General features: G+C 65.6%; 19 protein-coding genes. 9 read left to right on the top strand and 10 right to left on the bottom strand.

Going from position 1 to position 22,095, the window contains the following annotated elements; all coding sequences use genetic code 11:
• From frr to rpsB, 4 genes are all read right to left on the bottom strand, one after another.
• Complete coding sequence (gene frr / locus U741_RS0116585) at positions 1 to 561, bottom strand: ribosome recycling factor (protein WP_029891566.1); 561 nt, start codon at positions 559 to 561, stop codon at positions 1 to 3.
• Between the two features lie 64 nt (positions 562 to 625).
• Entirely contained in the window at positions 626 to 1,348 is a 723-nt protein-coding gene (pyrH, locus tag U741_RS0116590; RefSeq protein ID WP_029891567.1) for a UMP kinase, read from the bottom strand.
• 79 nt (positions 1,349 to 1,427) lie between these two features.
• Complete coding sequence (gene tsf / locus U741_RS0116595) at positions 1,428 to 2,336, bottom strand: translation elongation factor Ts (RefSeq protein ID WP_029891568.1); 909 nt, start codon at positions 2,334 to 2,336, stop codon at positions 1,428 to 1,430.
• Between the two features lies 1 nt (position 2,337).
• On the bottom strand, positions 2,338 to 3,240 hold the full coding sequence (gene rpsB / locus U741_RS0116600) for a 30S ribosomal protein S2 (protein WP_029891569.1): 903 nt from the start codon (positions 3,238 to 3,240) through the stop codon (positions 2,338 to 2,340).
• A 207-nt stretch (positions 3,241 to 3,447) separates the two neighbouring features.
• Here rpsB and map point away from each other — a divergent pair, with 207 nt between their 5' ends.
• The 4 genes from map to dapE all read left to right on the top strand — a co-directional run bounded on the left by map (position 3,448) and on the right by dapE (position 9,116).
• Positions 3,448 to 4,230 (top strand): type I methionyl aminopeptidase, encoded by a 783-nt coding sequence (map, locus tag U741_RS0116605; RefSeq protein WP_029891570.1) that lies wholly within the window; start codon positions 3,448 to 3,450, stop codon positions 4,228 to 4,230.
• A complete protein-coding gene (glnD, locus tag U741_RS0116610) occupies positions 4,227 to 6,923 on the top strand; it encodes a [protein-PII] uridylyltransferase (RefSeq protein WP_235200580.1) in 2,697 nt (898 codons plus the stop codon). Before map ends, glnD begins: the two co-directional genes overlap by 4 nt.
• A 23-nt stretch (positions 6,924 to 6,946) precedes the next feature.
• Positions 6,947 to 7,771, top strand: coding sequence for a 2,3,4,5-tetrahydropyridine-2,6-dicarboxylate N-succinyltransferase (dapD, locus tag U741_RS0116615; RefSeq protein WP_029891572.1), 825 nt, complete (start codon positions 6,947 to 6,949; stop codon positions 7,769 to 7,771).
• Between the two features lie 208 nt (positions 7,772 to 7,979).
• Positions 7,980 to 9,116 carry a succinyl-diaminopimelate desuccinylase gene (dapE, locus tag U741_RS0116620; protein ID WP_029891573.1) on the top strand — a complete coding sequence of 379 codons (1,137 nt, stop codon included), beginning with the start codon at positions 7,980 to 7,982 and terminating at the stop codon, positions 9,114 to 9,116.
• A gap of 51 nt (positions 9,117 to 9,167) precedes the next feature.
• On the opposite strand, the gene U741_RS0116625 is transcribed toward dapE, so the two are convergent.
• A complete protein-coding gene (locus U741_RS0116625) occupies positions 9,168 to 10,079 on the bottom strand; it encodes a 5'-nucleotidase (RefSeq protein ID WP_029891574.1) in 912 nt (303 codons plus the stop codon).
• 104 nt (positions 10,080 to 10,183) lie between these two features.
• Here U741_RS0116625 and U741_RS0116630 point away from each other — a divergent pair, with 104 nt between their 5' ends.
• Positions 10,184 to 11,515, top strand: coding sequence for an MFS transporter (locus U741_RS0116630; RefSeq protein WP_200872749.1), 1,332 nt, complete (start codon positions 10,184 to 10,186; stop codon positions 11,513 to 11,515).
• Entirely contained in the window at positions 11,512 to 11,859 is a 348-nt protein-coding gene (locus U741_RS0116635) for a gamma-glutamylcyclotransferase family protein (protein ID WP_029891576.1), read from the top strand. Before U741_RS0116630 ends, U741_RS0116635 begins: the two co-directional genes overlap by 4 nt.
• 48 nt (positions 11,860 to 11,907) lie before the next feature.
• Here the strand turns inward: U741_RS0116635 and U741_RS0116640 are convergent, their stop codons facing one another.
• Positions 11,908 to 12,930, bottom strand: a complete 1,023-nt coding sequence (locus U741_RS0116640) for a class I fructose-bisphosphate aldolase (protein WP_029891577.1) — start codon at positions 12,928 to 12,930, stop codon at positions 11,908 to 11,910.
• Positions 12,931 to 13,015: 85 nt separating this feature from the next.
• Between U741_RS0116640 and ispZ the strand changes: the two genes are divergently transcribed.
• The 3 genes from ispZ to U741_RS0116655 are packed head-to-tail and all read left to right on the top strand — an operon-like array spanning position 13,016 to position 14,129.
• Positions 13,016 to 13,561 (top strand): septation protein IspZ, encoded by a 546-nt coding sequence (gene ispZ, locus U741_RS0116645; RefSeq protein ID WP_029891578.1) that lies wholly within the window; start codon positions 13,016 to 13,018, stop codon positions 13,559 to 13,561.
• Entirely contained in the window at positions 13,561 to 13,863 is a 303-nt protein-coding gene (locus tag U741_RS0116650; RefSeq protein ID WP_029891579.1) for a YciI family protein, read from the top strand. The genes ispZ and U741_RS0116650 overlap by 1 nt, the downstream gene beginning before the upstream one ends.
• Positions 13,860 to 14,129, top strand: a complete 270-nt coding sequence (locus U741_RS0116655) for a BolA family protein (protein WP_029891580.1) — start codon at positions 13,860 to 13,862, stop codon at positions 14,127 to 14,129. The genes U741_RS0116650 and U741_RS0116655 overlap by 4 nt, the downstream gene beginning before the upstream one ends.
• A gap of 7 nt (positions 14,130 to 14,136) precedes the next feature.
• Here U741_RS0116655 and U741_RS0116660 read toward each other — a convergent pair whose 3' ends face one another.
• From U741_RS0116660 to smc, 4 genes are all read right to left on the bottom strand, one after another.
• A complete protein-coding gene (locus U741_RS0116660) occupies positions 14,137 to 15,330 on the bottom strand; it encodes a GGDEF domain-containing protein (RefSeq protein ID WP_152551649.1) in 1,194 nt (397 codons plus the stop codon).
• A 102-nt stretch (positions 15,331 to 15,432) separates the two neighbouring features.
• Positions 15,433 to 17,502, bottom strand: coding sequence for an NAD-dependent DNA ligase LigA (gene ligA, locus U741_RS0116665; protein WP_029891582.1), 2,070 nt, complete (start codon positions 17,500 to 17,502; stop codon positions 15,433 to 15,435).
• Entirely contained in the window at positions 17,499 to 18,443 is a 945-nt protein-coding gene (locus U741_RS0116670) for a cell division protein ZipA C-terminal FtsZ-binding domain-containing protein (protein ID WP_029891583.1), read from the bottom strand. Before U741_RS0116670 ends, ligA begins: the two co-directional genes overlap by 4 nt.
• A gap of 76 nt (positions 18,444 to 18,519) precedes the next feature.
• Positions 18,520 to 22,047 carry a chromosome segregation protein SMC gene (gene smc, locus U741_RS0116675; RefSeq protein ID WP_029891584.1) on the bottom strand — a complete coding sequence of 1,176 codons (3,528 nt, stop codon included), beginning with the start codon at positions 22,045 to 22,047 and terminating at the stop codon, positions 18,520 to 18,522.
• Positions 22,048 to 22,095 lie beyond the last annotated feature (48 nt).

The raw sequence follows: 22,095 nt of genomic DNA on the forward strand, positions 1-22,095 counted from the left end.
TCAGACCGTCATCAGCTCTTTTTCTTTGGCGGCGCCAACTTCGTCCGCCTTGCTGATGTAGAGATCCGTCAGCTTCTGGATATCGGCCTCGGCGCGCTTCTCGTCATCTTCGGTCAGCGTCTTGGCCTTGACCGCGTCCTTGATCGACGTATTGGCATCTCGCCGAATGCCGCGAATGGTGACGCGCGTCTGCTCGACCTCGGCCTTGACGACCTTGGTCAGGTCACGGCGGCGCTCCTCGGTCAGCGGCGGCATGTTGATGCGCATCGTCGTGCCGGCGGTGTTCGGGGTGATCCCCAGGTCGGATTTCATGATGGCCTTTTCAATCACGGCAATCATCGTGCGCTCCCAAGGGGTGATCGACAGCGTGCGAGCGTCTTCAACCACCACGTTGGCCACCTGTGAAATCGGCACGTCGGAGCCGTAGTAGTCCACCCGAACATGGTCGAGCAACGCGGCACTGGCACGACCGGTTCGCAGGCGCAGCAATTGCGAAGACAGCGTGTCAATCGATTTGGTCATGCGCGCTTCGATATCGCGCTTCATCTGGGTGAGGTCCATGTTTATCTCGGTTTCGTCACAAACATTCGGGTCGGCATCATCCGCGAATTGATCGCGAAAGTGTTCACACGCGCACGTAGGTACCGGTGTTTTCGTCGCCGTTGAGGATCTGCATCAAGGCGCCGGCACGGGCCATCTCGTAGACGCACAACGTCATGCGGTGATCGCGCGCCATGACCAGCGCGGTCTGGTCCATGACGCCCAGACGGCGGTTGAGCGCCTCGTCGTAGGTGAGGGTGTGGTAGCGCGTTGCGGTCGGGTCCTTCTTGGGGTCGGCGTTGTACACGCCATCCACCAGGGTCGCCTTGAGCAGCAGGTCGGCGCCGACCTCCACCGCGCGCAATGCCGCCGCCGAGTCAGTGGTGAAGAAGGGGTTGCCAGTACCGGAGGCAAAAATCACCACCCGACCCTTTTCCAGATGCCGGATTGCCCTGCGACGAATGTAGTCCTCGCACACTTGGTTGATTTTGAGCGCGCTCATCACCCGCGCTTCCATGCCGGCGCGCTCGACTGCGTCCTGCAGCGCCAGCGCGTTGATCACCGTGGCCAGCATGCCCATGTGATCACCGGTGACGCGGTCCATGCCCGATTTCGCCAGCCCTTCGCCGCGGAAGATATTGCCGCCGCCGACCACCAGCGCCACCTGCACGCCCGCGTCGATGGCGGCCTTGACCTCAGTGGCAATGAAGGTCGTGACATCGGCATCAATGCCGAACGGCAGTTGGCCCAACAAGGCCTCGCCGGAGAGCTTCAGCAGAATGCGCGGGTAAACAGGCTTGGCTCTCATCGGTCAACTCTCCATGCGATACACACGACAAGGCCCCGTTTCCGGGGCCTTGAAAACGTCTGGCAAGTGTAACGCCAGATCAGGCTGACAAACCGGCCTGAGCCGCCACTTCGGCAGCAAAATCAGTGGCCTGCTTCTCAATCCCTTCGCCGACTGCAAAACGCACGAAGCGCGCGACCTCCGCCTTGTTGGCGTTCAGCACCTGGCCCACGGTCTGGTCAGGCTGCTTGACGAACGGCTGACCGAGCAGGGTGATTTCGCCCACCACTTTGCGGATCTTGCCTTCGGCCATCTTGGCGAGAATCTCGGCCGGCTTGGGCTTCTTGCCGTCTTCGATGTCCTGCGCCTGTTCCTGGGCAATCTGCGCGTCGATGATCTTGCGCTCGGACGCCAGCACCTCGGCATCGACATCATCGGCCGACAGAAAGCGCGGGCTGGACGCCGCCACGTGCATGGCGACGTCGCGAGCAACGTCCAGATCGCCCTGTTTGAGTGCCACCACCACGCCAATCTTCGAGCCGTGGAGGTAGTGCGCCAGCGCGCCACCGGCAGACTCGACAACCGCGAAACGACGCACGCTGATGTTTTCGCCAATCTTGGCGATCATCGCGCGGCGCTTGTCTTCCAGCGTGCGGCCGCCGACATCCAGCGCCAACAGCGCCGCAAGGTCAGCCGGCCGCTGCGCCAGGGCGAGGGCCGCCACTTCTTCGGCAAAGGCCTTGAACTCGTCGCCCTTGGAGACGAAGTCGGTTTCGGAGTTGATCTCGACCAGCGCCACGGCGTCGTCGGCAATCGCGCTGCCGATCACGCCTTCGGCGGCCACCCGCGAACCCTTCTTGTCGGCCTTGGCCATGCCGTCCATGCGCAGCTTTTCAACCGCCTTTTCGATGTCACCATCGTTGGCTTCGAGTGCTTTCTTGCAGTCAATCATCCCGGCGCCGGTGCGCTCGCGAAGTTCCTTGACCAGCGATGCAGTCACTTGGGTCATCTTATTCCTCGTTGGTTTCGGGCTTGGCGTCAGCAACGGCCGGGGCCGCTTCAGCAGCAGTAGCGGGCGCGGCTTCGGCGGCAGGTGCCGGGCGGGCTGCACGCGGCGCGCCGCCGGAGGGCTTGCCACCGCCGTCACGACGCTTGTCACCACCGGGGCGACGCGGGCGCTGCGAGCGGTCATCGGCCACCGGCTCCGGCGTTTCGCGGAACGGGATCGGGTTGGCGCCACGGGCGTAAATGATGGCGTCAGCAATGCACTGGGCATACACGCGGACGGCGCGGGTGGCGTCGTCGTTGCCGGGAATCACGTGGTCCACGACGCTGGGGTCGTTGTTGGTGTCGACCACGGCGATGACCGGAATGCCCAGCTTGCGGGCTTCGAGCACGGCATTCTTTTCATAGCCGGTGTCGATGATGAACAGACCGTCGGGCAGGCTCGGCATCGCCTTGATGCCCCCCAGCGAGCGGCGCAGCTTTTCCAGTTCGCGCTGGAACATCAGCTGTTCTTTCTTGTTGAGGCGGCCGATGGTGCCGTCTTCAACCTGCTTTTCCATGTCGATAAGGCGCTTGACCGAGCCTTTCACCGTCTTGAAGTTGGTGAGCATGCCGCCCAGCCAGCGCTGGCTGACGTAAGGCATGCCGCAGCGCTGGGCCTCTTCTTCGACGGCGTCACGTGCAGCGCGCTTGGTGCCGACAAACAGGATGCGACCACCGTTGGCGGCGAGCTGACCTGCATAATTGCAGGCATCGCGCAGCATCGGCAGCGTCTGTTCGAGGTTGATGATGTGAATACGGTTACGGTCGCCGAAGATGAATTCATCCATCTTGGGGTTCCAGTAACGGGTGCGGTGACCAAAGTGGACGCCCGCTTCCAGCAGTTGCCGCATGGTGATATCAGCCATGGGATTCATTCCTTCATTCAATGGGTTGATGGCAAATCGCAGGCATGGACTCTTTGCTTTGTCAGCGCCGGGCCACCCTTGAAACCTGCGAATGGATTAGCCCCAAAAACAACCTTCGTTGCCTTTAAGGGGCGCGCTTTATACCATTGCGCCCCCTCGCGTCACAACTTCCTGCCTTTTCGCGCGAGGGCGGAGCCCCACCCCCCGATGTCCGTCACGATCAAAACCCCCGAAGCACAAGACAAGATGCGCGCCGCATGCCAGGCAGCCGCCTCGGTGCTGATCATGATCGAGCCGCACGTCAAACCCGGCGTGACCACGGGCGAGCTGGACCGCATCTGCCGCGAATTTATCGAAGGGCCGCTGGGCTGCGTGTCGGCCACCATCGGTTATACCGCCGGCGGTTCACGCCCCGGCTTTACCGGCGCCATCTGCACGTCGGTCAATCACGTGGTGTGCCACGGCATTCCGGGCAGCAAAGTGTTGAAGAAGGGCGACATCCTCAATATCGATGTCACCGTGATCAAGGACGGCTATCACGGCGACACCAGCAAGATGTATTTCGTTGGCGAGCCCACGGTGCTGGCACGACGGCTGGTCGAGACTTGCCATCAGGCGATGATCAAGGGCATCGAGCAGGTCGCCCCCGGCGCACGCCTGGGTGACATCGGTCACGCCATCCAGACGTTCTCCGAGGCCGCCGGCTACTCGGTGGTTCGCGAATACTGCGGCCACGGCATTGGCCTGGTGTTTCACGAAGACCCGCAGGTGGTGCATTACGGCAAGCCTGGCACGGGATTTGAACTGAAAGAAGGCATGACCTTCACCATCGAACCCATGCTCAACGCCGGCCGCTCGGCCGTCAAAGAACTGCCCGACCAGTGGACCGTGGTGACCAAGGACCACAGTCTGTCGGCGCAGTGGGAGCACACTGTGCTGGTCACCGCCAGCGGCCATGAAGTGCTCTCACTCCGGGACGGCGCACTTTGATCGACGCCCCGGCCGCGCGTCGTGACGACGATGACGACGGATCCGACGCGGTGTTCTCTGCCGCCAAAGTCCGCGCCCGGCTTGCCGCCGGTCATTACGCCATTTCAGCCTTCCGCGACACGCTCACCTGGGGCCGAGAACGCCTGTTCGCCATGTTTGACGACGGTGGGCGTTCCGAGACCCTGGTGCATGCGCGCGCCCACCTGGTTGACGAATGCCTGCGTGCGGCGTGGAAGCTGCACTTTCCCGAGCCAACCCCCGGGCTGGCGATGCTGGCGGTCGGCGGATACGGGCGCGGCGAATTGCTGCCGCATTCCGATATCGACATTCTGCTGCTGCAGGAAGGCGACGCGCTGGCGCGGCACCGCGGCCAACTCGAGCGGCTGACGGCCTTTGGCTGGGACATTGGCCTCGAAGTGGGCCAGAGCGTGCGCACCCTGGCCGAATGTGCCGACGAGTCCCGCAAAGACATCACCGTCATCACCAACCTGCTCGAATCTCGCCCGCTGTGCGGTGACACCGAGTTGTCGGCCCGACTCGATGCCGCGCTCTCGCCCGACAAGCTCTGGCCGGTGGCGGACTTTTTCGCCGGCAAGAAGGCCGAGCAGCAGGCGCGCTACGCCAAATTCGACGACACCGCCTACAAGCTGGAGCCCAACGTCAAGGAAGGCCCCGGCGGCCTGCGCGATATTCACACCATCGCCTGGGTGGCCAAGCGCCATTTCGGCAATCGCACCTTGCTGGCACTCAAGGATGAGGGCTTTCTCACCGAGCAGGAGGCGCGTGAGCTGTTTGCCGGCCAGGATTTTCTTTGGCGGGTGCGCTTCGCCCTGCACATGATCGTCGGCCGCCGCGAAGACCGGCTGCTTTTTCATCATCAGATCAGGGTCGCCGAGCTGTTCGGCTTTGTTGACGACGACCGCAATCGCGGCGTCGAGCAGTTCATGCAGCTTTACTACCGCACGATCAAAACGCTGTCGTGCCTCAACGACCTGCTGCTGCAACTGTTCGACGAAGCCATCCTGCGAGACGATGCGCGCGAGCGCATCACGCCGCTCAACGCCCGCTTTCAACAGCGCGGCGACACCATCGAAGCGGTGGACGACGACGTCTTCAAGCGCACGCCGTGGGCGCTGATCGAGATCTTTCGGCTGATGCAGGTGGCGCCCGGCATCAAGGGTATCCGCGCCGAGACGCTGCGGATGATTCTGCGCGACGGCCGACTGATGGACGCCGCGGTGCGCAGCGACCTGCGCGCCCGCACCTTGTTCATCACCATGATTCGCCATGGCGACGGACTGACCCGCAGCCTGCGTCTGATGAACCGTTATGGCGTGCTGGGTCGGTACCTGCCGAGCTTCGGCCACATCGTCGGGCTGATGCAGTTCGATCTGTTCCATACTCTGACCGTCGACGAACACGTGCTGCACGTGTTGCGCAACACGCGGCGTTTCCAGATGGATCGCTTCCGGGACGAGCTGCCCATTGCCAACAAGGTGATGGAAACCCTGCCCACGCCGGAGCTGCTGCACCTTGCGGCGCTGTTCCACGACTTGGCCAAGGGCCGTGGCGGCGATCACAGTGAGCTGGGCGCGATCGAGGCCGAAAAGTTCTGCCTCGATCATGGCCTCGCCCACTCCGAGGCCGAGCTGGTCGCGTGGCTGGTGAAAAACCACCTGGTGATGTCGCTCACCGCGCAGAAGCAAGACCTCAGTGACCCCACCGTGATCGCCACCTTTGCGGCCAGAGTGAGCAGCCGCGAGCGTCTGGATTATCTGTTTCTGCTGACCTGCGCCGACATTCGCGCCACCAACCCGGCGCTGTGGAACGCCTGGCGCGAAAGCCTGCTCACCGAGCTCTACCGCACCACAAAGCGTGCGTTCCAGCGTGGCCTGAGCAACCCGTTGACCGACGAGGAAGAGGTCCAGCTCACCCAGCAGGCCGCCGGCAAACTGCTGCAGGACGCAGGGGCCGACATGGCCGCGGTCAGCGCACTTTGGGCGCGTTTCGATGCCGACTATTTTTTGCGCCACAGCGTCGAAGAACTGGTCTGGCAAGTGCCGGCCCTGCTCAGCGACGATGCCCGTCAACTGCCGCTGGTCCGCGTCGAAACGCTCGCAGACCGAGGCACCACCGTCTTTATCTACATGCGCGACCGCGAGCGTCTGTTTGCGGTCACCACCGGCGTGCTGGCGCGTATGGGCCTCAACATTCTCGATGCCCGTCTGCACACCACCCGCGACGGCTACGTGCTCGACACCTACGTGATTGCCGAGGCCGACAACCAGCCGGTCGAAGCCCATATGCGCTTCAATGAAATCACCACCCAGCTGAAGCAGGCGCTCAGTGATCCCGAGTCCGGCAATGTCGCGGTCAACCGGCGCATTCCCTACCGGCTCAAGCACTTCAGCACCCCAACCCGGGTGCTGTTCCGCCAGGACGCATCGCGCAATCGCACCGTGCTCGAACTGGTGGCCGCCGACCAACCCGGTCTGTTGTCCTTGATCGGCCGCATCTTTGCCAAACGTGGCATCTCAATCGATGCCGCCAAGATTGCGACCATCGGCGAGCGCGCCGAAGACGTTTTTTACCTGTCGGATCGCGATGGCCAGCCCATCACCGACCCCAAGGCGCTTGAAGCCCTGCGTGAAGTCATTGCCCGCACGCTTGACCGCCCCGAAACCGAAACCTGAACCCTTTGGAGTTAGCCCCCGACATGACGCTGCAAGCCCAGCTCGACACCCTGTGGGACGCCCGCGCCCAATTTGATGCCCGCAACCCCGAGCATCGCCGCCCGGTTGAACAGGCCATTGCCCTGCTCGACGGCGGCGAAGCCCGCGTGGCCGAGCCCACCGCCGACGGCTGGGTCGTGCACCAGTGGCTCAAGAAGGCCGTGCTGCTGTCGTTTCGCCTCGCCGACAACGCGCCGGTCGAGATGGGCGCGCTACGCGGTTATGACAAGGTGCCGCTCAAGTTCGAGGGCTGGACCGCCGCCGACTTCACCCGCCAGGGCGCCCGCGTCGTGCCGCCCGCCGCCGTGCGCCGCGGCAGTTTCATTGCGAAGAACGCGGTATTGATGCCCAGTTACGTGAACATCGGCGCCTATGTGGGCGAAGGCTCCATGGTCGACACCTGGGCCACGGTGGGCTCGTGTGCGCAAATCGGCGCACGGGTGCATTTGTCCGGCGGCGTCGGGATTGGCGGCGTGCTCGAACCGCTGCAGGCCAACCCCACCATCATCGAGGATGACTGCTTCATCGGCGCCCGCAGCGAAGTGGTCGAGGGGGTCATCATCAAGCGCGGCAGCGTGCTGTCGATGGGCGTGTTCATCGGCGCCAGCACGCCGATCTACGACCGCGAAACGGGTGAAACCACCTACGGCAAAGTGCCCGCCGGCAGCGTGGTGGTCGCCGGCAGCCTGCCGCGCAATGGCGGCCGCTATCACCTCAACTGCGCCGTGATCGTGAAGAAAGTCGACGAGAAAACCCGTGCGAAAACCGGCATCAACGAATTGCTGCGCGAGGCCCAGCAACAGGGCTGAGCACACGGTCGACGGAGAGAAACAATTCAAGGCAAAGGCGCAAAGGAAAAGAAAGGACGCGAAGGTAAGCAATGACAAAAAAAGGCACAGCGCCCATTTTAAAAAGCCTTTGCGTCCTTGCCTTTATCCCTTTGCGCCTTTGCGTTAGACGCTTTTCCAAAACCCGCACAAGCGGCGCTCACCCCCGTTCGCCGCTAATCTGCTCGCCATGAACCCGACACTGGACCTGCTGAAAACCCTGATCGCCCGGCCGTCGAACACGCCGGACGATGCCGGCTGCTGCGAGGTGCTGATGCAGCGGCTCGCGCCGCTGGGCTTTTCAGCCGAATATTTCAACGCGGGCGGCGTCACCAATCTGTGGGCCACGCTGACGCGCGGCGAAGGGCCGCTTTTCGTGTTTGCCGGTCATACCGACGTGGTGCCTACCGGCCCACTGGATCAATGGACCAGCGACCCCTTCACCCCCACCGAGCGCAATGGCCTGCTCTACGGGCGCGGCGCGGCCGATATGAAATCGGGGATCTCGGCGATGGTCACGGCGGTCGAGCGCTTCGTTGCCGACACGGACTGGGCCGGCACCCTGGCGTTTCTCATCACCAGCGATGAAGAAGGCCCGGCCACGTTTGGCACGCAACACGCCATTGCGCAGCTCAAGGCGCGTGGCGTGGTCCCGGATTACGCCATCGTCGGCGAGGCCTCCAGCAATGTCGCACTGGGCGACCGCATCATGGTGGGGCGGCGCGGCTCGCTGAACGGCAAACTGACGGTGCTGGGCAAACAGGGCCATGTCGCCTACCCGCACAAGGTCGAAAACCCGGTGCTGCGCTTCGGCCCGGTGTTGGCCAAGCTGGCGGCCGAGGTCTGGGATGAGGGCAATGCCGACTTCCCGCCCACCTCATTCCAGGTGTCGAACATTCACGCCGGCACCGGCGCCACCAACGTGGTGCCCGGCACACTCGAAGTGGTGTTCAACTTCCGCTACTGCACCGAGTCCACCGCCGCGGGGCTGAAGGCGCGGGTGCACGCCATGCTCGACGCCGAGCAGGTTCGCTATTCGCTGGACTGGCAACTCTCCGGCGAGCCTTTCCTGACCCGCCAGGGGGCGCTCACCGAGGCGGCCAGCGCGGCCATCGAGGCCGAAACCGGGCTCACGCCGGAGCGCTTCACCGGCGGCGGCACCTCCGACGCCCGCTTCATCGCACCCTGGGGCGCGCAGACCGTCGAGATTGGGCCGATCAACGAATCCATCCACAAGCTCGACGAGCACGTGCGCATCGACGATTTGGCGCCGCTGTCACGTATTTACCAGGGCATTCTCACCCGGCTGCTGGCGCGCGGCACCTGAACCTGCGCCCGTGGTTCGGGCGATGCCTCCGAGTGGCCGCGTGGACGTCCGTTAACCCTTGCGGACCGGATTGCTGACGCCCGACATCACGTGCCCGGTGGGCGCCACTTCGGCCGCAGATTCACAGTGGCGGGTCTGGTCATCAAAGAAAAAATCCGGGGCGAAGGCGCGCAAGAACGGCCCTTTGTCGAGCCCGCCGAGGAACATCGCCTCGTCGACCTCCAGCCCCCAGTCCATCAGGGTGCGGATGGCACGCTCATGCGCCGGAGCGCTGCGCGCGGTGACCAGTGCCGTGCGCAGCCTCACCGGTCCGTCGTCACTCGCGCGTTGCAGTCGGTGCAGCGCCGCCAACAAAGGCTTGAACGGCCCGGGCGGCAGGGGTCGTCCCACGGCATCAACTTCGTGACGGGTGAAGGCGGGCAGGCCTTCGCGCTGGAAGACCTGCTCGGCTTCATCGGAAAACAGCACCGCGTCACCGTCAAAAGCGATCCGAATCTCGTCGGCCTTGGAACCACTGGCCGGCTTCGACAGCGGCATGACCTTGGCGGCGGGGAACCCGGCCTCCAGCGCCGCGCGCACGTCGTCGTCGTTCATCGACAGGAACAGGTGCGCCCGCAACGCATCCAGATACCCGAACGGTGGGCGGCCGCGGGTGAACATGCCGCGCTCCAACTGCAGGCCGTGATGTGCCGCCGAGCGAAACGCGCGCAGCCCCGACACCGGGTCGTTGCGCGACAGCAGCACCACCTCGACGCGCGGGGTCTGGCCCCGATTGAAGGCCAAGAGCTTCTGCACCAGCGGGAACGCGATACCCGGACGCGCCGGAACATCAAGGCGGTCAAGCTGCAGCTTCATGTAGGCGCGGTCATCCTGCGCTTCGAACAGCTGATTTTCTTCCTCGAAATCGAACAGCGCACGCGACGAAAGCGCGACCACCAACCGCCCGTCCAGACTGACGCCCATCCCCTGCTCCGCGCGAAACCTGCCAGCGGCAAGCCTACAGGCTCGACGGCGGCGTTGACGGACGGCAGACTCGCACCACTTTTGGTCGCGTGGCCTGACGCCCCTTGAAGCAGATACCCGAACACGTCTACCGCGACTCGCTCTACGAGAAGCTGTTCAACGACGAAGACGCGCGCGCCTGCCGCGACATCGACGAGGCCGCCTGCCGCGAGGTGCCGCACAACTTCCGGCGGCTACTCACCGGCCACGCCGCCAGCAAGCTTGCCGATGCCCTGGCCAGCCCAAAGACGGTGCTGACCTGGCTGCTGACCGGTATCGGCGCGCCTGCGGCGCTGGTGGCTTGGCTGGTGCCGATCCGCGAGGCCGGCTCGATGCTGCCGCAGTTGTGGATCGGCGGCTGGGTGCGGCGCCTGCCGCTGCGCAAGCAGGTCTGGGCCTTGGGCTCGGTCGCGCAAGGGCTGGCGCTGTTCGGCATGGCCGTCACCGCTCTGTGGATGGACGGCCTCGGCGGGGGGCTGGCGGTGCTCGGTTGGCTGGCCCTTTTCAGCCTGGCGCGCGCGTTCTGCTCGGTGGCCGCCAAAGACGTGATGGGCAAGACCATGGCCAAGCAGCGGCGCGGTCGGGTGACCGGCATCTCGTCGTCGGTCGCCGGCGGTATCGCGCTGGGCGCCGGCGTGCTGCTGGCGGGACTCTCAGGGGCTGACGACCGGACCATGACCGTGTCACTGGTGGCCCTGGCCGGCGCGGTATGGATGGTGGCCGCAGCGGCATTCGCGCGCATCGAGGAAACGCCGGGCGAGACCGACGGCGGCATCAATGGCATCGCAGCCGCATTGAAAAGCCTGCGCTTGATCGTCGACGACCCACCGTTCCGCCACTTCGTGATCAGCCGCGCACTGTTACTCGTATCGGCGCTCGCCGCGCCCTACTACCTGGTGCTGGCGCGTGAAACCGACACTGGCGGCACGCTGCTGGCCGGTCTGGGCAGTTTCGTCATCGCGGCCGGTCTGGCCGATCTGCTGTCCAGCCCGTTCTGGGGCCGATTCGCCGATATCTCCGCGCGTCGCACGATGCAGTGGGCGGGTGGCTTCGCCAGCCTGTTGACCCTAGCGGTGGTTTCGGTGGCGGTGGGCGCCCCGGATCTTGCAGATCAGCCGGGCTGGTATCCGCTGGTGTTCTTTCTGCTCAGCGTGGCGCACGCGGGTGTGCGGCTGGGGCGCAAGACCTATCTGGTTGATTTGGGCCGTGGCAATCGGCGCACCGCCTACGTCTCGGTCAGCAACACGGTGATCGGGGCATTGCTGCTGCTGAGCGGTTTGCTAGGCCTTCTGACGGTGTGGATCGGCACCACCGGGCTGCTGCTGGTGCTCGCCGGGCTCGGGCTCGCCGGCGTGGCGATGGCACAGCGCCTGCCGGAAACCCAGCACGACGCATGAGCACACCCGTCGCGTTGTTCGCCTACGGCAGCCTGCGTGACCCGGCCATGCAGCGCTGGCTGTTCGGGCGTCTGCTGCCGCGCGATCCCGACCGGCTTGAGGGTGCGGTCTGCGACTGGATTGACGACATCGACCCCGATCTGGTGCGCCTCACCGGGCAACGGGGCTACCCGGCGCTGCGCCGGGTGGCCGACAGGACGTTGGCGGTTGACGGTGACTGTCTGTGGCTTGACGGGCCGGCGCTGGCGCGTGCCGACCGTTACGAAGGTGACGGCTATCACCGCACGCGCGTCGCGCTGGCATCAGGGCGGATGGCGTGGGTTTACCTCGCCGAGCCCGAATGAAAAAACCCCGCCGGGCTCGTCGCCCGACGGGGTTTTTGAAGGCTGCGATCAGCCGCCTTTTTCGAGGCCCTTGTTCCACTGTCCACGCGCGGCCAGCCCATTCATCTTGGCGCGATGCAGATGGGCAGCGCGCGCCTTGTCGAGGTTTTCCGGCTTGCCTCCCCAGGCCTTGAGCGCCGCCGCCTGCAGGGCTCGCCCGTAAGAGAACGTCAGCACCCACGGCAGGTTGCCGAGTTTGTTCATGGCATCAAGGTGCGCGGTGGCATCGACGTCGCTCTGTCCCCCCGAGAGGAAGGCGATACCCGGCACCGCCGCCGGCACGCGCCGCTTGAGCACCTTCACGGTGCGCTCGGCCACTTCAGCCACGCCGGCCTGCTCGGGGCACTTCTTGCCGGAAACCACCATGTTGGGCTTGAGGATCATGCCTTCCAGCGCAACGTCCTGGGCCGAGAGTTCGGCAAACACGGCGTCGAGCACCAGATCGGTGATTTCTTCGCAGACGTCGATCGGGTGATCGCCGTCCATCAGCACTTCGGGCTCGACGATGGGCACGATACCGGCTTCCTGACACAGCGCCGCATAGCGCGCCAGTGCATGGGCATTCACGTGGATCGCGTAGTCCGACGGGGCGTCTTCGGTGATGTTGATCACCGCGCGCCACTTGGCGAAGCGGGCGCCGGCGGCATGATATTTCTCCAGCCGGCCACGCAGGCCATCAAGACCTTCGGTCACGGTTTCGTCAGGGTGCGCGTTGGCCAGTGGCTGGGCGCCCTTGTCGACCTTGATGCCGGGAATCACGCCCTTGGACTGCAACAGCTCGACGAACGACGGGCCGGTCAGTGACTTCTGGAACAGGGTTTCTTCAAACAGAATCACACCCGAGGTGTGCTTCTCGAAGCCCTCGGTGGTGAACAGCATGTCGCGGTAGGTCTGGCGATTGGCTTCGGTGTTTTCGGTGCCGATGGAATCGAAGCGCTTTTTGATGGTGCCGGTGGATTCGTCGGCGGCAAGCAGGCCGCGACCGGGGGCCACCATGGCCTTGGCAATTGCGTTCAGGGCTTCAAAATTCATCATGCGGTCTCATCAGGATTGTCGGGGGCGGCAATTGTACTGAATGCGCAGCGCCATCCGAAGGGCGCTCGTACAATGCTCGGCTATGAAACAAGTCCTTGATCTCGGGCCCGCCGTGGCCTTTTTTGTCGCCTACTACCTCGGCGACATCTACACCGCGACGCTGACGGTCATCATCGCCTTGTTCGTCACCGTGGCGGGCTACTGGCTGCTCGAGCGCCGCGTGCACAAGCTGCACCTCGCCGCCGCGTTGGCGGCCCTGGTGTTCGGTGGCCTGACGCTTTACGTGCGCGACCCGACCTTCATCAAGTTCAAGCCGACGATGATGTACTGCCTGCTTGCGACCGTGCTGCTCGGTTCGCACGTGATCGGCAAGAAGGTGCTGCTGCAGCGTCTTCCCCAGGCCATGGTGGTGATGCCCGACGTCAACTGGCGGCGGCTCAATGCGGCGTGGGCCGTGTTCTTCTACGCGCTGGCCGGGGTGAATCTGTTTGTCGCCACCCAGTTCAGCGAAGAGGTGTGGGTGCAGTTCCGCACTTACGGGTACTCGATCATCACCTTCGTGTTCCTACTGGCGCAGTTGCCGTTTCTGACTCGTTACATGCCGCAACAGGAAGAGGACAAGCCCTGATGTGGTTCATGATTTTGGCGGACGACGCACCCGGCAATGCCGCCATCCGCCAGGCGCAACGCCCCGCGCATCTGGCGTATCTGCAAGCGCTGGTCGATGACAACCGCCTGCTGCTGGCCGGCCCGCGACCGCTGGAGGCAGGCAAGCCCTTGAGCGAAACCCCGATTCTGGGCAGCCTGATCGTCGCCGATTTCGACAGTCTCGAGGCCGCGCAGCACTGGGCCGCAGGCGATCCGTACGCGATGGCCGGCCTGTTCGCACAGGTGCGGATCGAGGCATTCGTCAAGGCGCTGCCGGCATGAGCAGCGAGCGCATCGCCCGTATCGAGGCGGCCCTGACGGCGGCGCTGGCGCCCACCGAACTGCAGGTGCGCGACGACAGCCATCTGCACGCCGGTCACGCCGGGGCACGCAGCGGTCGCGGGCACTTTCATTTGACGATGACCAGCGCCGCCTTCACCGGCCTGACGCCGGTCGCGCGCCATCGCGCCGTCTATGCGGCACTGGGCACGATGATGGACACCGACATTCACGCGCTGTCGATGACCTTGCGAACCCCGCAGGGCTGAGCGCAGGTCAGGCCGGCAACACCCACCCTGTCTCGCGCGACGCCCGGGCCGCAGCCGGCTGCGATTCGGCGAGGCGACGACGCACGTCGGCCTCGACCTGGTCCGGCGTTCGACCCGCCACCGTGTCGAGGTGTGCCATCGCCACGCGGCTGATCACCGTGGCCGAGCGTTGCAAACCGTCGGCCACGTTGATCGCGCTGATCCGCGCCTGCAGGGTCGCCACGGCGGCCTGGGCCGCAGCGGCATCAAGGCCGGTCCACAGCACGGCGAACTGGTCATCGCCGTAGCGGGCGACGCCACTGCATGCCGGGTCTTCGCGCTGCAGCTTCTGCAACTGCTCTGCCACGGCGCACAACGCGCGATCCCCGGTGGCGTGACCGTGCTGCGCGTTGAAGGCGCTGAAGCGGTTGATGTCGATCAGGGCGATGCTCAATGGCTGCGATGTGCGCCGCGCTTCGGCCCAGGCCTGGGCGAGGCGGATGTTCCATTCATGGCGATGGGCCAGCCCGGTGAGGCTGTCGAGGCGGCTCAACAGGTTCTGCGACTGCTCGATCAACCACATCAGCCGCTGGGTCCGGTCCTGGTGCACGCTCAGTGTCGCCGCGATGGCGAACAGCAGCAGCGTCACCAAGGATTCGCGGTGCCACAGCCCGGCGATGTCGGCACTCATCAGCGCATCCTGCAACAGCAGAATGACCGCGCTGATGGCGATACCCGGCAGCAGAAAATGCCAGCGATAGCGGCCGAAGGCGCTGACCAGAATCCACGCCGTGGCCAGCCAGATCGCCATCAGGTCGGCATCGCCGCCGCGCGCCATCAGCCACAGCCGCAGGCCGAGTAACCAGGTCACGGCAAGCGTGATGGCGGCGATCTGCAACCAGCGCACCGCGCGCTCACCCAGTCTCGGGGCACGGGCGACGACCCCGGCGGTCAGCAGCATTAGCCCGATGCTGGTGCCGGTGAGCAGGGTCAGCCACCCAGGGCCCTGCGTGGCGGCATCCCCTGCGGGTTGGCCGCTGACCGCCCAAAGCGCCAGCAACGGCAGGCACATCAGCAGCGCACGAAGGAGGCGTCCCTGACGACGCCGCGCTGCGGCGTAGGCCTCTTCCAGCAGCGGCGGAAAGGCCAGCGGCCAGCGTTGGGTCCGCTGGCTGAGCAGTTGCAGCGTGCGTAGCGAGTGGGTGACCGGCGTTGGTTTCATGGCGTCGTCTCTGGTGCTCGGCCCGTTATACGTCGCCGCATGCACGAAGCGGGCCGCCAGGGTGCGGGGGGCCGAAGCCACCCGACAAGCGGGCGCGGTCACTCATGGTGACGACGCATCCAGCAACTTGAGAAATGCCGCCCAATCGAGCACGGGTACGTCCAGTTTCTCGGCCTTGGCCAGTTTGGAGCCCGCCGCTTCGCCCGCCACCAGATAGTCGGTTTTGGCCGAGACACTGCCGACCACCTGCCCGCCGGCTGCGGTGATCCGTGCCGCCACCGCGTCGCGAGACTCGGGCAACGTGCCGGTAATGACAAAGCGCTGACCACTCAACGGCCCGTCGCCAGAGGCCACCGCGACGTCAGGCCAGTGCACCCCGGCCGTTTGCAGGCGCGCCACCATGGCCTGCTTGTGCGGATCGCTGAACCAGTCGACAACGCGCCTGGCGACTTCTGGCCCAACATCAGCGACCGCACGCAGTTGCGGATAGCGGTCCTTGTCTTTTTCGGCATCGGCGGTTTGCGCATCGGCTTCGCACGCGCGCTGGAGCGCCTCCAGGCGACCGAAGTGCTGGGCCAGGGTGTCGGCCGTGCGCTCGCCGACATCACGAATCCCGAGGCCGTAAAGCAACCGGGCCAGTGTGGTGTGCTTGGCCTTGGCGAGTGCCGTGATGCGATTGGCGGCCGACTTTTCGCCCATCCGCTCCAGTCGCATCAGGGTCTCGGCGGTCACCGCGAACAGGTCGGCGGGCTCGGCCACCAAACCCTCGTCAATCAGTTGCTGAATGAGCTTTTCCCCGATGCCCTCGATATCCAGCGCCCGTCGTGAGACGAAATGCAGCAAGGCCGCATGCAACTGTGCCGGGCAGCCGAGGCCTGCCGGACAGCGGGCGACGACGGCGTCGTCACTGCGTTCCACCTCGGCGTGGCAAGCCGGGCAGTGCTGCGGCAGGTCAATGACGCCGGCATCCGGCGGGCGCTGGTCAACGACCACTGCCTTGACCTCGGGAATGACGTCACCGGCGCGACGCACGATCACCGTGTCGCCAATGTGGATGTCTTTGCGGCGAATTTCATCGAGGTTGTGCAACGTGGCATTCGACACCGTTGCGCCGCCGACGAACACCGGCACAAGCCGCGCCACCGGGGTGATGGCGCCGGTGCGACCCACCTGAAATTCAACATCGAGCAATTTTGTCTGCGCCTCTTCGGCGGGAAACTTGAAGGCGATCGCCCAACGCGGCGCGCGTGCCAGCTCGCCCAATTCATCGCGGGCGGCAAGGTCATCGACTTTGTAGACCACGCCGTCGATGTCGAACGGCAGTTCGGCGCGCTGCGCCATGAGCTTTTGGTAGTAGGCCAGCCCATCGTCGACGCCTTCGACCCGGGCGTTGAGCGGATTGACCGGCAAGCCCCAGCGACGGAACTGATCCAGCAGCGCCTGCTGGGTGGCCGGCAAGGCGTAACCGTCGACTGCGCCCAGTGCATAAACGTAAAGCTGCAAGGGCCTTCGCGCGGTGAGCCGCGGGTCGAGCTGCCGCAACGCCCCGGCTGCAGCGTTGCGCGGATTGACGAAGGTCTTTTCGCCGCGCGCGGACTGCTCTGCATTGAGCCGGGCGAAGCCGGCGTGCGGCATGAAGACTTCACCGCGCACCTCGATCATCGACGGCGGCGCATCACGCAGACGCAGCGGCAGGCTGCGCAGGGTCCGCAGGTTGGCAGTGATGTCTTCGCCAGTTTGGCCATCGCCACGGGTGGCGCCCTGGACGAACTGGCCGTGCTCGTAGCGCAGGTTGACCGCCAGCCCGTCGAGCTTGGGTTCGGCCATGTAGGGCACCGCCGCGCGGTCCAGACCTTCACGAACGCGGCGGTCGAAGGCGAGAAACTCGGCTTCGTCAAACGCATTGTTGAGCGAGCGCATGGGCAGCCGGTGCTGCACCGGCGCGAACGCTGACGACGCACTGCCACCGACGCGCTGGGTCGGCGAATCGGGCGTCTGCAGCGCCGGGAACTCGGTTTCGAGCGCTTGCAGTTGCCTCAGCAGGGCGTCGTACTCGGCGTCGCTGATCTGCGGATCGTCGAGCACGTAGTAGGCGTGCTCAGCGTCGGTCAACTGACGCCGCAGCGCCGCCGCGCGCGCCGTCGCGGCGTCATCGGGCGCGCCTGCGCTCAAGCGGCTTGCGCGGCCGCCGCGACCTTTTGCCGCAGGCTGGCGCGGGCTGCTGCCGTCAACGGCTGCCGCGTCTGGTCGAACACGTCGGCGTCGAGCGCACCGGCCAGCCGGTCGCTGGTGATGAACAGGTCTTCGAGCGCCGCGACCGGGTCACGCGGGCCGGGGACGGTGAGGTACAGCGTCAGCCCCGGCGACGCAAAGCGCGCGGCTTCGGCCGGGTCCAGCGCGCCCGGTTTAACGAGGCTGGCAATCGAAAACGACACGTCGTCGCCACTGCCACGTTGATAAATCTTCTCGGGCGTCGGCGTCAGGCTTTGCGCTTTGAGGGCAGCATGAATGCGCGCGCCGGGCAGCGACTGCCCCTGGCGTTCGGCGACGAACAGCACCACCACACAATCAGGCGCGGACGGTGCGGACGCCGGCGCCTCGGGCGCCTTTTCGGTCGGCTTCTCGGCGGCCGTCGGCTTGTCGCCACTGGGCGTGCGCAGCAGGCCACTGCTCAGGGGGGGCAGTGGCGCGGCAGGAGGGGTGGCGGGCTCGTCACGCTCGCCCGACAGGGTCGGCGTCTTGCGTGACTTGGAGGGGGCTGTCGCCTCAGGCGCGGCAGAAGATGGCGTCGGCGTAGGCGCCTCGGGCGCTTGGGCCGGCTGCGGTGACGCATGACGGGCTGGCGACCGGACAGCTGCCGGCGCCGCGACTTCGCCGTCCTTCACCTTGCGCGGACGGCCGACACCGAATTCGTCGAACTCGCCAGCCGAGCTGCCGAAGATGTCCATCTGGTCGCCCAACGGTAGGCCCTTGCCAGCCCCGGGACCGCGGCCAGGCGGCGTCCACTTGGTGGCACCCATCGAGTCCCGCCTGCGCTCGCGCAGGGCGTTGATGATCACCCCCACGATGATGAGGATTCCCAGTATCAGCAGGGCCAGCTGCAGCATGTTCATGGTCAATGCCCCCGGAGCGTGTTGGTCTCGAAATCTCGCCTGCGCGCATCAGCCCCCGGTCGGGCCGGTGTCGCGGTCATGTGGCTTGCGCCTCGCCGGTTTCGGTCAGGGCAACCGCCTGATCGACATCGACGCTGACCAGTCGCGAGACCCCTGGTTCCTGCATGGTGACGCCGTGCAATTGCTGCGCGAGTTCCATCGTGATCTTGTTGTGCGTGATGATAATGAATTGCACGTTCTGCGACATTTCACGAACCACTTCGCAAAAACGGCTGACGTTGGCGTCGTCCAGCGGCGCGTCAACTTCGTCCATCAGGCAGAACGGCGCGGGGTTGAGCTCGAACAGCCCCAGCAGCAGCGCCACGGCCGTCATGGCTTTTTCGCCGCCTGACAGTAATTGAATGGTGGCATTGCGCTTGCCTGGTGGCCGCGCCATGACGCGCACGCCGGCATTGAGCAGGTCGTCGCCGATCAGTTCCAGGGTCGCTTCACCGCCGCCAAACAGCTTGGGGAAGCGCTCGCGGAACACGGTATTGACGCGGTCAAAGGTGTCGCGGAACAGTGCCTTGGTGTCGCCGTCGATCTTCTGCATCGCGGCCTCCAGGGTTTCGAGCGCGCCGCTGAGGTCGGCGTGCTGGGTTTCGAAGTACTGCGCGCGCGCCTGCGCCTCTTCAAGCTCCTGAATGGCTGCGAGGTTGATGGCGCCAAGCCGCTCGATCCGTCGCAGCACGCTGGCCAGTTGCTCTTCGCAGACCGGCGGTGTGAGGTCCTCGGCAAGCGTGGCGGCGACCTGCTCGGCGGTGAAGCCGCTCTCGGCCAACTGTGCTTCCAGCGCTTCGCCGCGGGTTCGGCTGCTTTCAGCCTTGAGCAGCAGCGCCTGCACGGCCTCGTTTTCGTGCTCGCGTTGCTGCTCGGCCTGCTGCAACCCGACCTGCGCAGCCTGCAACTGATGTTCGGCGGCTTCGGCGATCCCGCGCTTGCCGCGCAGCGCGTCACGGCGTTCGGCCAGGGTCGTCTCTGCAGCGGTGACGGCGGCGGTCTGCACCGCCAACGGCTCGGTCCATTGCTCGGCCTGGGCGCCGCGCTCACCCACCTGCGCATCGAGCCGCGCCAATTGTTCGGTCAGCGCCTGCTGGCTGGCGAGCAGCGCCGCCAGGGTCGACTCGGCGCCGGCGCGCTCCACCGCCAGCCGCTGCACCTGTTGCGCTGCCAACTGGTGTGCGGCGCGGCTGCGCTGCAAAGCGTCGCGGGCCTTGGCGAGCGCCTGCTGATGATCGCCTCGGGTCTGGCGCAATCGCTGTGCATCAGCTTCGAGCGCGGCCAGCCCGGCGCGGGTGTCAGCCAGTTCGGCCTCGGCCTCGTTGAAGTGCTGTTCGGTCTCCTGCCGCTCCTGCGCCAACCGCGCGGCGCGCTGCTGGGTCTGTTCCAGCCGCACCTTGAGCGACTGCTGCTGCGCCAGCTTCTGTGCGTGTCGTGACTGCACCTGTTCGGTGGTCTGCGCGATACCGCGCCGCTCGGCCTCCAGCGCCTGAATCTGCTCGGCGATGGCACCGACCCTCGCATCGAGTGCCGCCACATCAGCCTCGACATCGCCTCGGGATTGAACCAGAGTCTTGAGCTGCCGACGTCGTTCAATGACGCCGCTCTGCCCTTGGCCGCGCTGCGGGTAACGCACCCAGTCACGGCCCGCCCAGATGCCGTCGGCGGTAATGCACGACTGACCTGCCGCGAGTTGCGACCGGCGGGATGTGAGCGCGGCAAGGTCGGGCACCGCTTCAATGTCGCGCAGCCAGTCGCCAAGCACGGCCGGACCCCGCACATGCGCAGCCAGCGGCGCACCTGCTGCAGCCGCAGGCGCGGTCGCGCCAGAACGATCAAAGAGGATCACGGCGCCGCGTTCGGGCCCCTGCGTGGGCGGCGGACCCGCCGAGGCAACATCGCCGACCGGCGCGGCGAGTACCGCCTGCAGCACGTGCTCGACGGCGGCTTCCCAGCCGGCATCGACGTCAATGCGCTCGGCGAGCTTGGGCGCATCGGCCAACCCGCAATCGGCCCACCACTGCTTGAGCGCGGTCTCGTCGTTACGCAGGGCCGCCGCCTGCAGCGTTTCGAGCGACGCCTGGCGCCCCTTGATGTCCTGCAGTTGCTGACGGGCGTGATGCAGCGTCTGCTCGTCTTGTCGGCGTTCGTCACGCAGGACGGAAAGCTGCGACTCCATGGCGCCGAGCCGGGCGCGGCCTTCGGCCAGGCTTGCCGCCAGGGTCTCGGCGTCGTGATCGGCGCCGGTAAGCGCCTGCAGCAGGGCGTCGATGTCGAGCGTCGCGGCCTCGTCGGTCAACCGCTTGAGGCGCGCTTCGGACTGCAGCCGTGCGCGCTCCAGCGCCTGCACACGGACCCGCTCGGATTCGGTCTTGGCCAGCGGCGCTTCGGCACTCTGCGAGAACTGCTCCCAGAGCTGCTGCGCTTCGGCCAACGCGAATTCCTGATGTTCGAGATCGCGCCGCGCCTCGGCCTCAAGCGCTTCAGCTTCGGCAAGGCGCTGCAGCAGCAGGGCGAGCGCTTTGTCGGCGTCGGCACGGCGGGCGGCCTCACGGTCGCGTCGGCCCTGGGTGTCGTTGCGGCGTCGGTCGAGCTCTTCACGCTCGCGGGTCTGCATGTCGCGCAGCGCCTGCGTATGCGCCAGGGTCTGCTGCGCCTGGGTGCGTTCCGATTCGGCCTCGAAGACCCGTGCCTGTTCGGCGTTGATGGCGGTCTCGGCCTCGCGCAGCGCACGTTCGGCCTGCTCGCGGGCCTCGCGGGCGGCGGCCAGTGACTGCACGGCGCTGGCCTGTGCGGCCTGCTGGGCAGCAATCTGCGTGGCGATCTCGGCCGACTCGTCAGCCACCGCGCGCACGCGCAGGTAGAGCAGTTCGGCGCGCAGACGGCGTTCGTCGGCCTTGAGGGCGGTGTACTTCTCGGCGTTGGCGGCCTGTTTGGTCAGCGCCTGGATGCGGCCGTCAATTTCACCGCGCAGGTCGTTGAGGCGGTCAAGGTTTTCGCGCGTGGCGCGAATGCGGCTCTCGGTCTCGCGGCGACGGTCCTTGTACTTGCTGATGCCGGCCGCTTCTTCGAGCCAAAGACGCAATTCGTCGGGCTTGGCTTCGACCATGCGGCTGACCATGCCCTGCTCGATGATGGCGTACTGATTTTTGCCGCCCAGACCGGTGCCCAGGAACAGGTCAGTGACGTCACGCTTGAGACATTTTCGGCCGTTCAGAAAGTATTGCGAGCCGCCTTCACGGCTGAGTTCGCGACGCACCGAAATTTCGCTGTAAGCGGCGTAGGTGCCGGTGATCTGGCCATCGCTGTTGTCGAACAGCAGCTCGACGCTGGCACGACCAATGGGTTTGCGCGTGCGCGACCCGTTGAAGATCACGTCTTCGGCATCGGCACCGCGCAGGTTCTTCATGCTGGACTCGCCCAACACCCAGCGCACCGCGTCGATGATGTTCGATTTGCCGCAACCGTTGGGGCCCACCACGCTCGTCAGGTTGGACGGCAGCAGAAGCTGGGTAGGATCAACGAATGATTTGAAGCCGGCGAGCTTGATCCCCGACAGACGCATGCGATTTCCGTAAATTGAAGACTCGACGGTCGTCCCGCCGACGATCGA

Source organism: Polycyclovorans algicola TG408 (genome assembly GCF_000711245.1).
GTDB classification, from domain to species: domain Bacteria; phylum Pseudomonadota; class Gammaproteobacteria; order Nevskiales; family Nevskiaceae; genus Polycyclovorans; species Polycyclovorans algicola.

Bases quoted from the DNA above. Each gene is read 5' to 3' on its own strand.
- map (WP_029891570.1), top strand. From the start codon at position 3,448: ATGTCCGTCACGATCAAAACCCCCGAAGCACAAGACAAGATGCGCGCC.
- smc (WP_029891584.1), bottom strand. From the start codon at position 22,047: ATGCGTCTGTCGGGGATCAAGCTCGCCGGCTTCAAATCATTCGTTGAT.
- U741_RS0116640 (WP_029891577.1), bottom strand. From the start codon at position 12,930: ATGAATTTTGAAGCCCTGAACGCAATTGCCAAGGCCATGGTGGCCCCC.
- dapD (WP_029891572.1), top strand. From the start codon at position 6,947: ATGACGCTGCAAGCCCAGCTCGACACCCTGTGGGACGCCCGCGCCCAA.
- U741_RS0116660 (WP_152551649.1), bottom strand. From the start codon at position 15,330: ATGAAACCAACGCCGGTCACCCACTCGCTACGCACGCTGCAACTGCTC.
- U741_RS0116635 (WP_029891576.1), top strand. From the start codon at position 11,512: ATGAGCACACCCGTCGCGTTGTTCGCCTACGGCAGCCTGCGTGACCCG.
- U741_RS0116650 (WP_029891579.1), top strand. From the start codon at position 13,561: ATGTGGTTCATGATTTTGGCGGACGACGCACCCGGCAATGCCGCCATC.
- dapE (WP_029891573.1), top strand. From the start codon at position 7,980: ATGAACCCGACACTGGACCTGCTGAAAACCCTGATCGCCCGGCCGTCG.
- pyrH (WP_029891567.1), bottom strand. From the start codon at position 1,348: ATGAGAGCCAAGCCTGTTTACCCGCGCATTCTGCTGAAGCTCTCCGGC.
- U741_RS0116655 (WP_029891580.1), top strand. From the start codon at position 13,860: ATGAGCAGCGAGCGCATCGCCCGTATCGAGGCGGCCCTGACGGCGGCG.
- rpsB (WP_029891569.1), bottom strand. From the start codon at position 3,240: ATGGCTGATATCACCATGCGGCAACTGCTGGAAGCGGGCGTCCACTTT.
- frr (WP_029891566.1), bottom strand. From the start codon at position 561: ATGGACCTCACCCAGATGAAGCGCGATATCGAAGCGCGCATGACCAAA.
- U741_RS0116670 (WP_029891583.1), bottom strand. From the start codon at position 18,443: ATGAACATGCTGCAGCTGGCCCTGCTGATACTGGGAATCCTCATCATC.
- U741_RS0116625 (WP_029891574.1), bottom strand. From the start codon at position 10,079: ATGGGCGTCAGTCTGGACGGGCGGTTGGTGGTCGCGCTTTCGTCGCGT.
- ispZ (WP_029891578.1), top strand. From the start codon at position 13,016: ATGAAACAAGTCCTTGATCTCGGGCCCGCCGTGGCCTTTTTTGTCGCC.
- tsf (WP_029891568.1), bottom strand. From the start codon at position 2,336: ATGACCCAAGTGACTGCATCGCTGGTCAAGGAACTTCGCGAGCGCACC.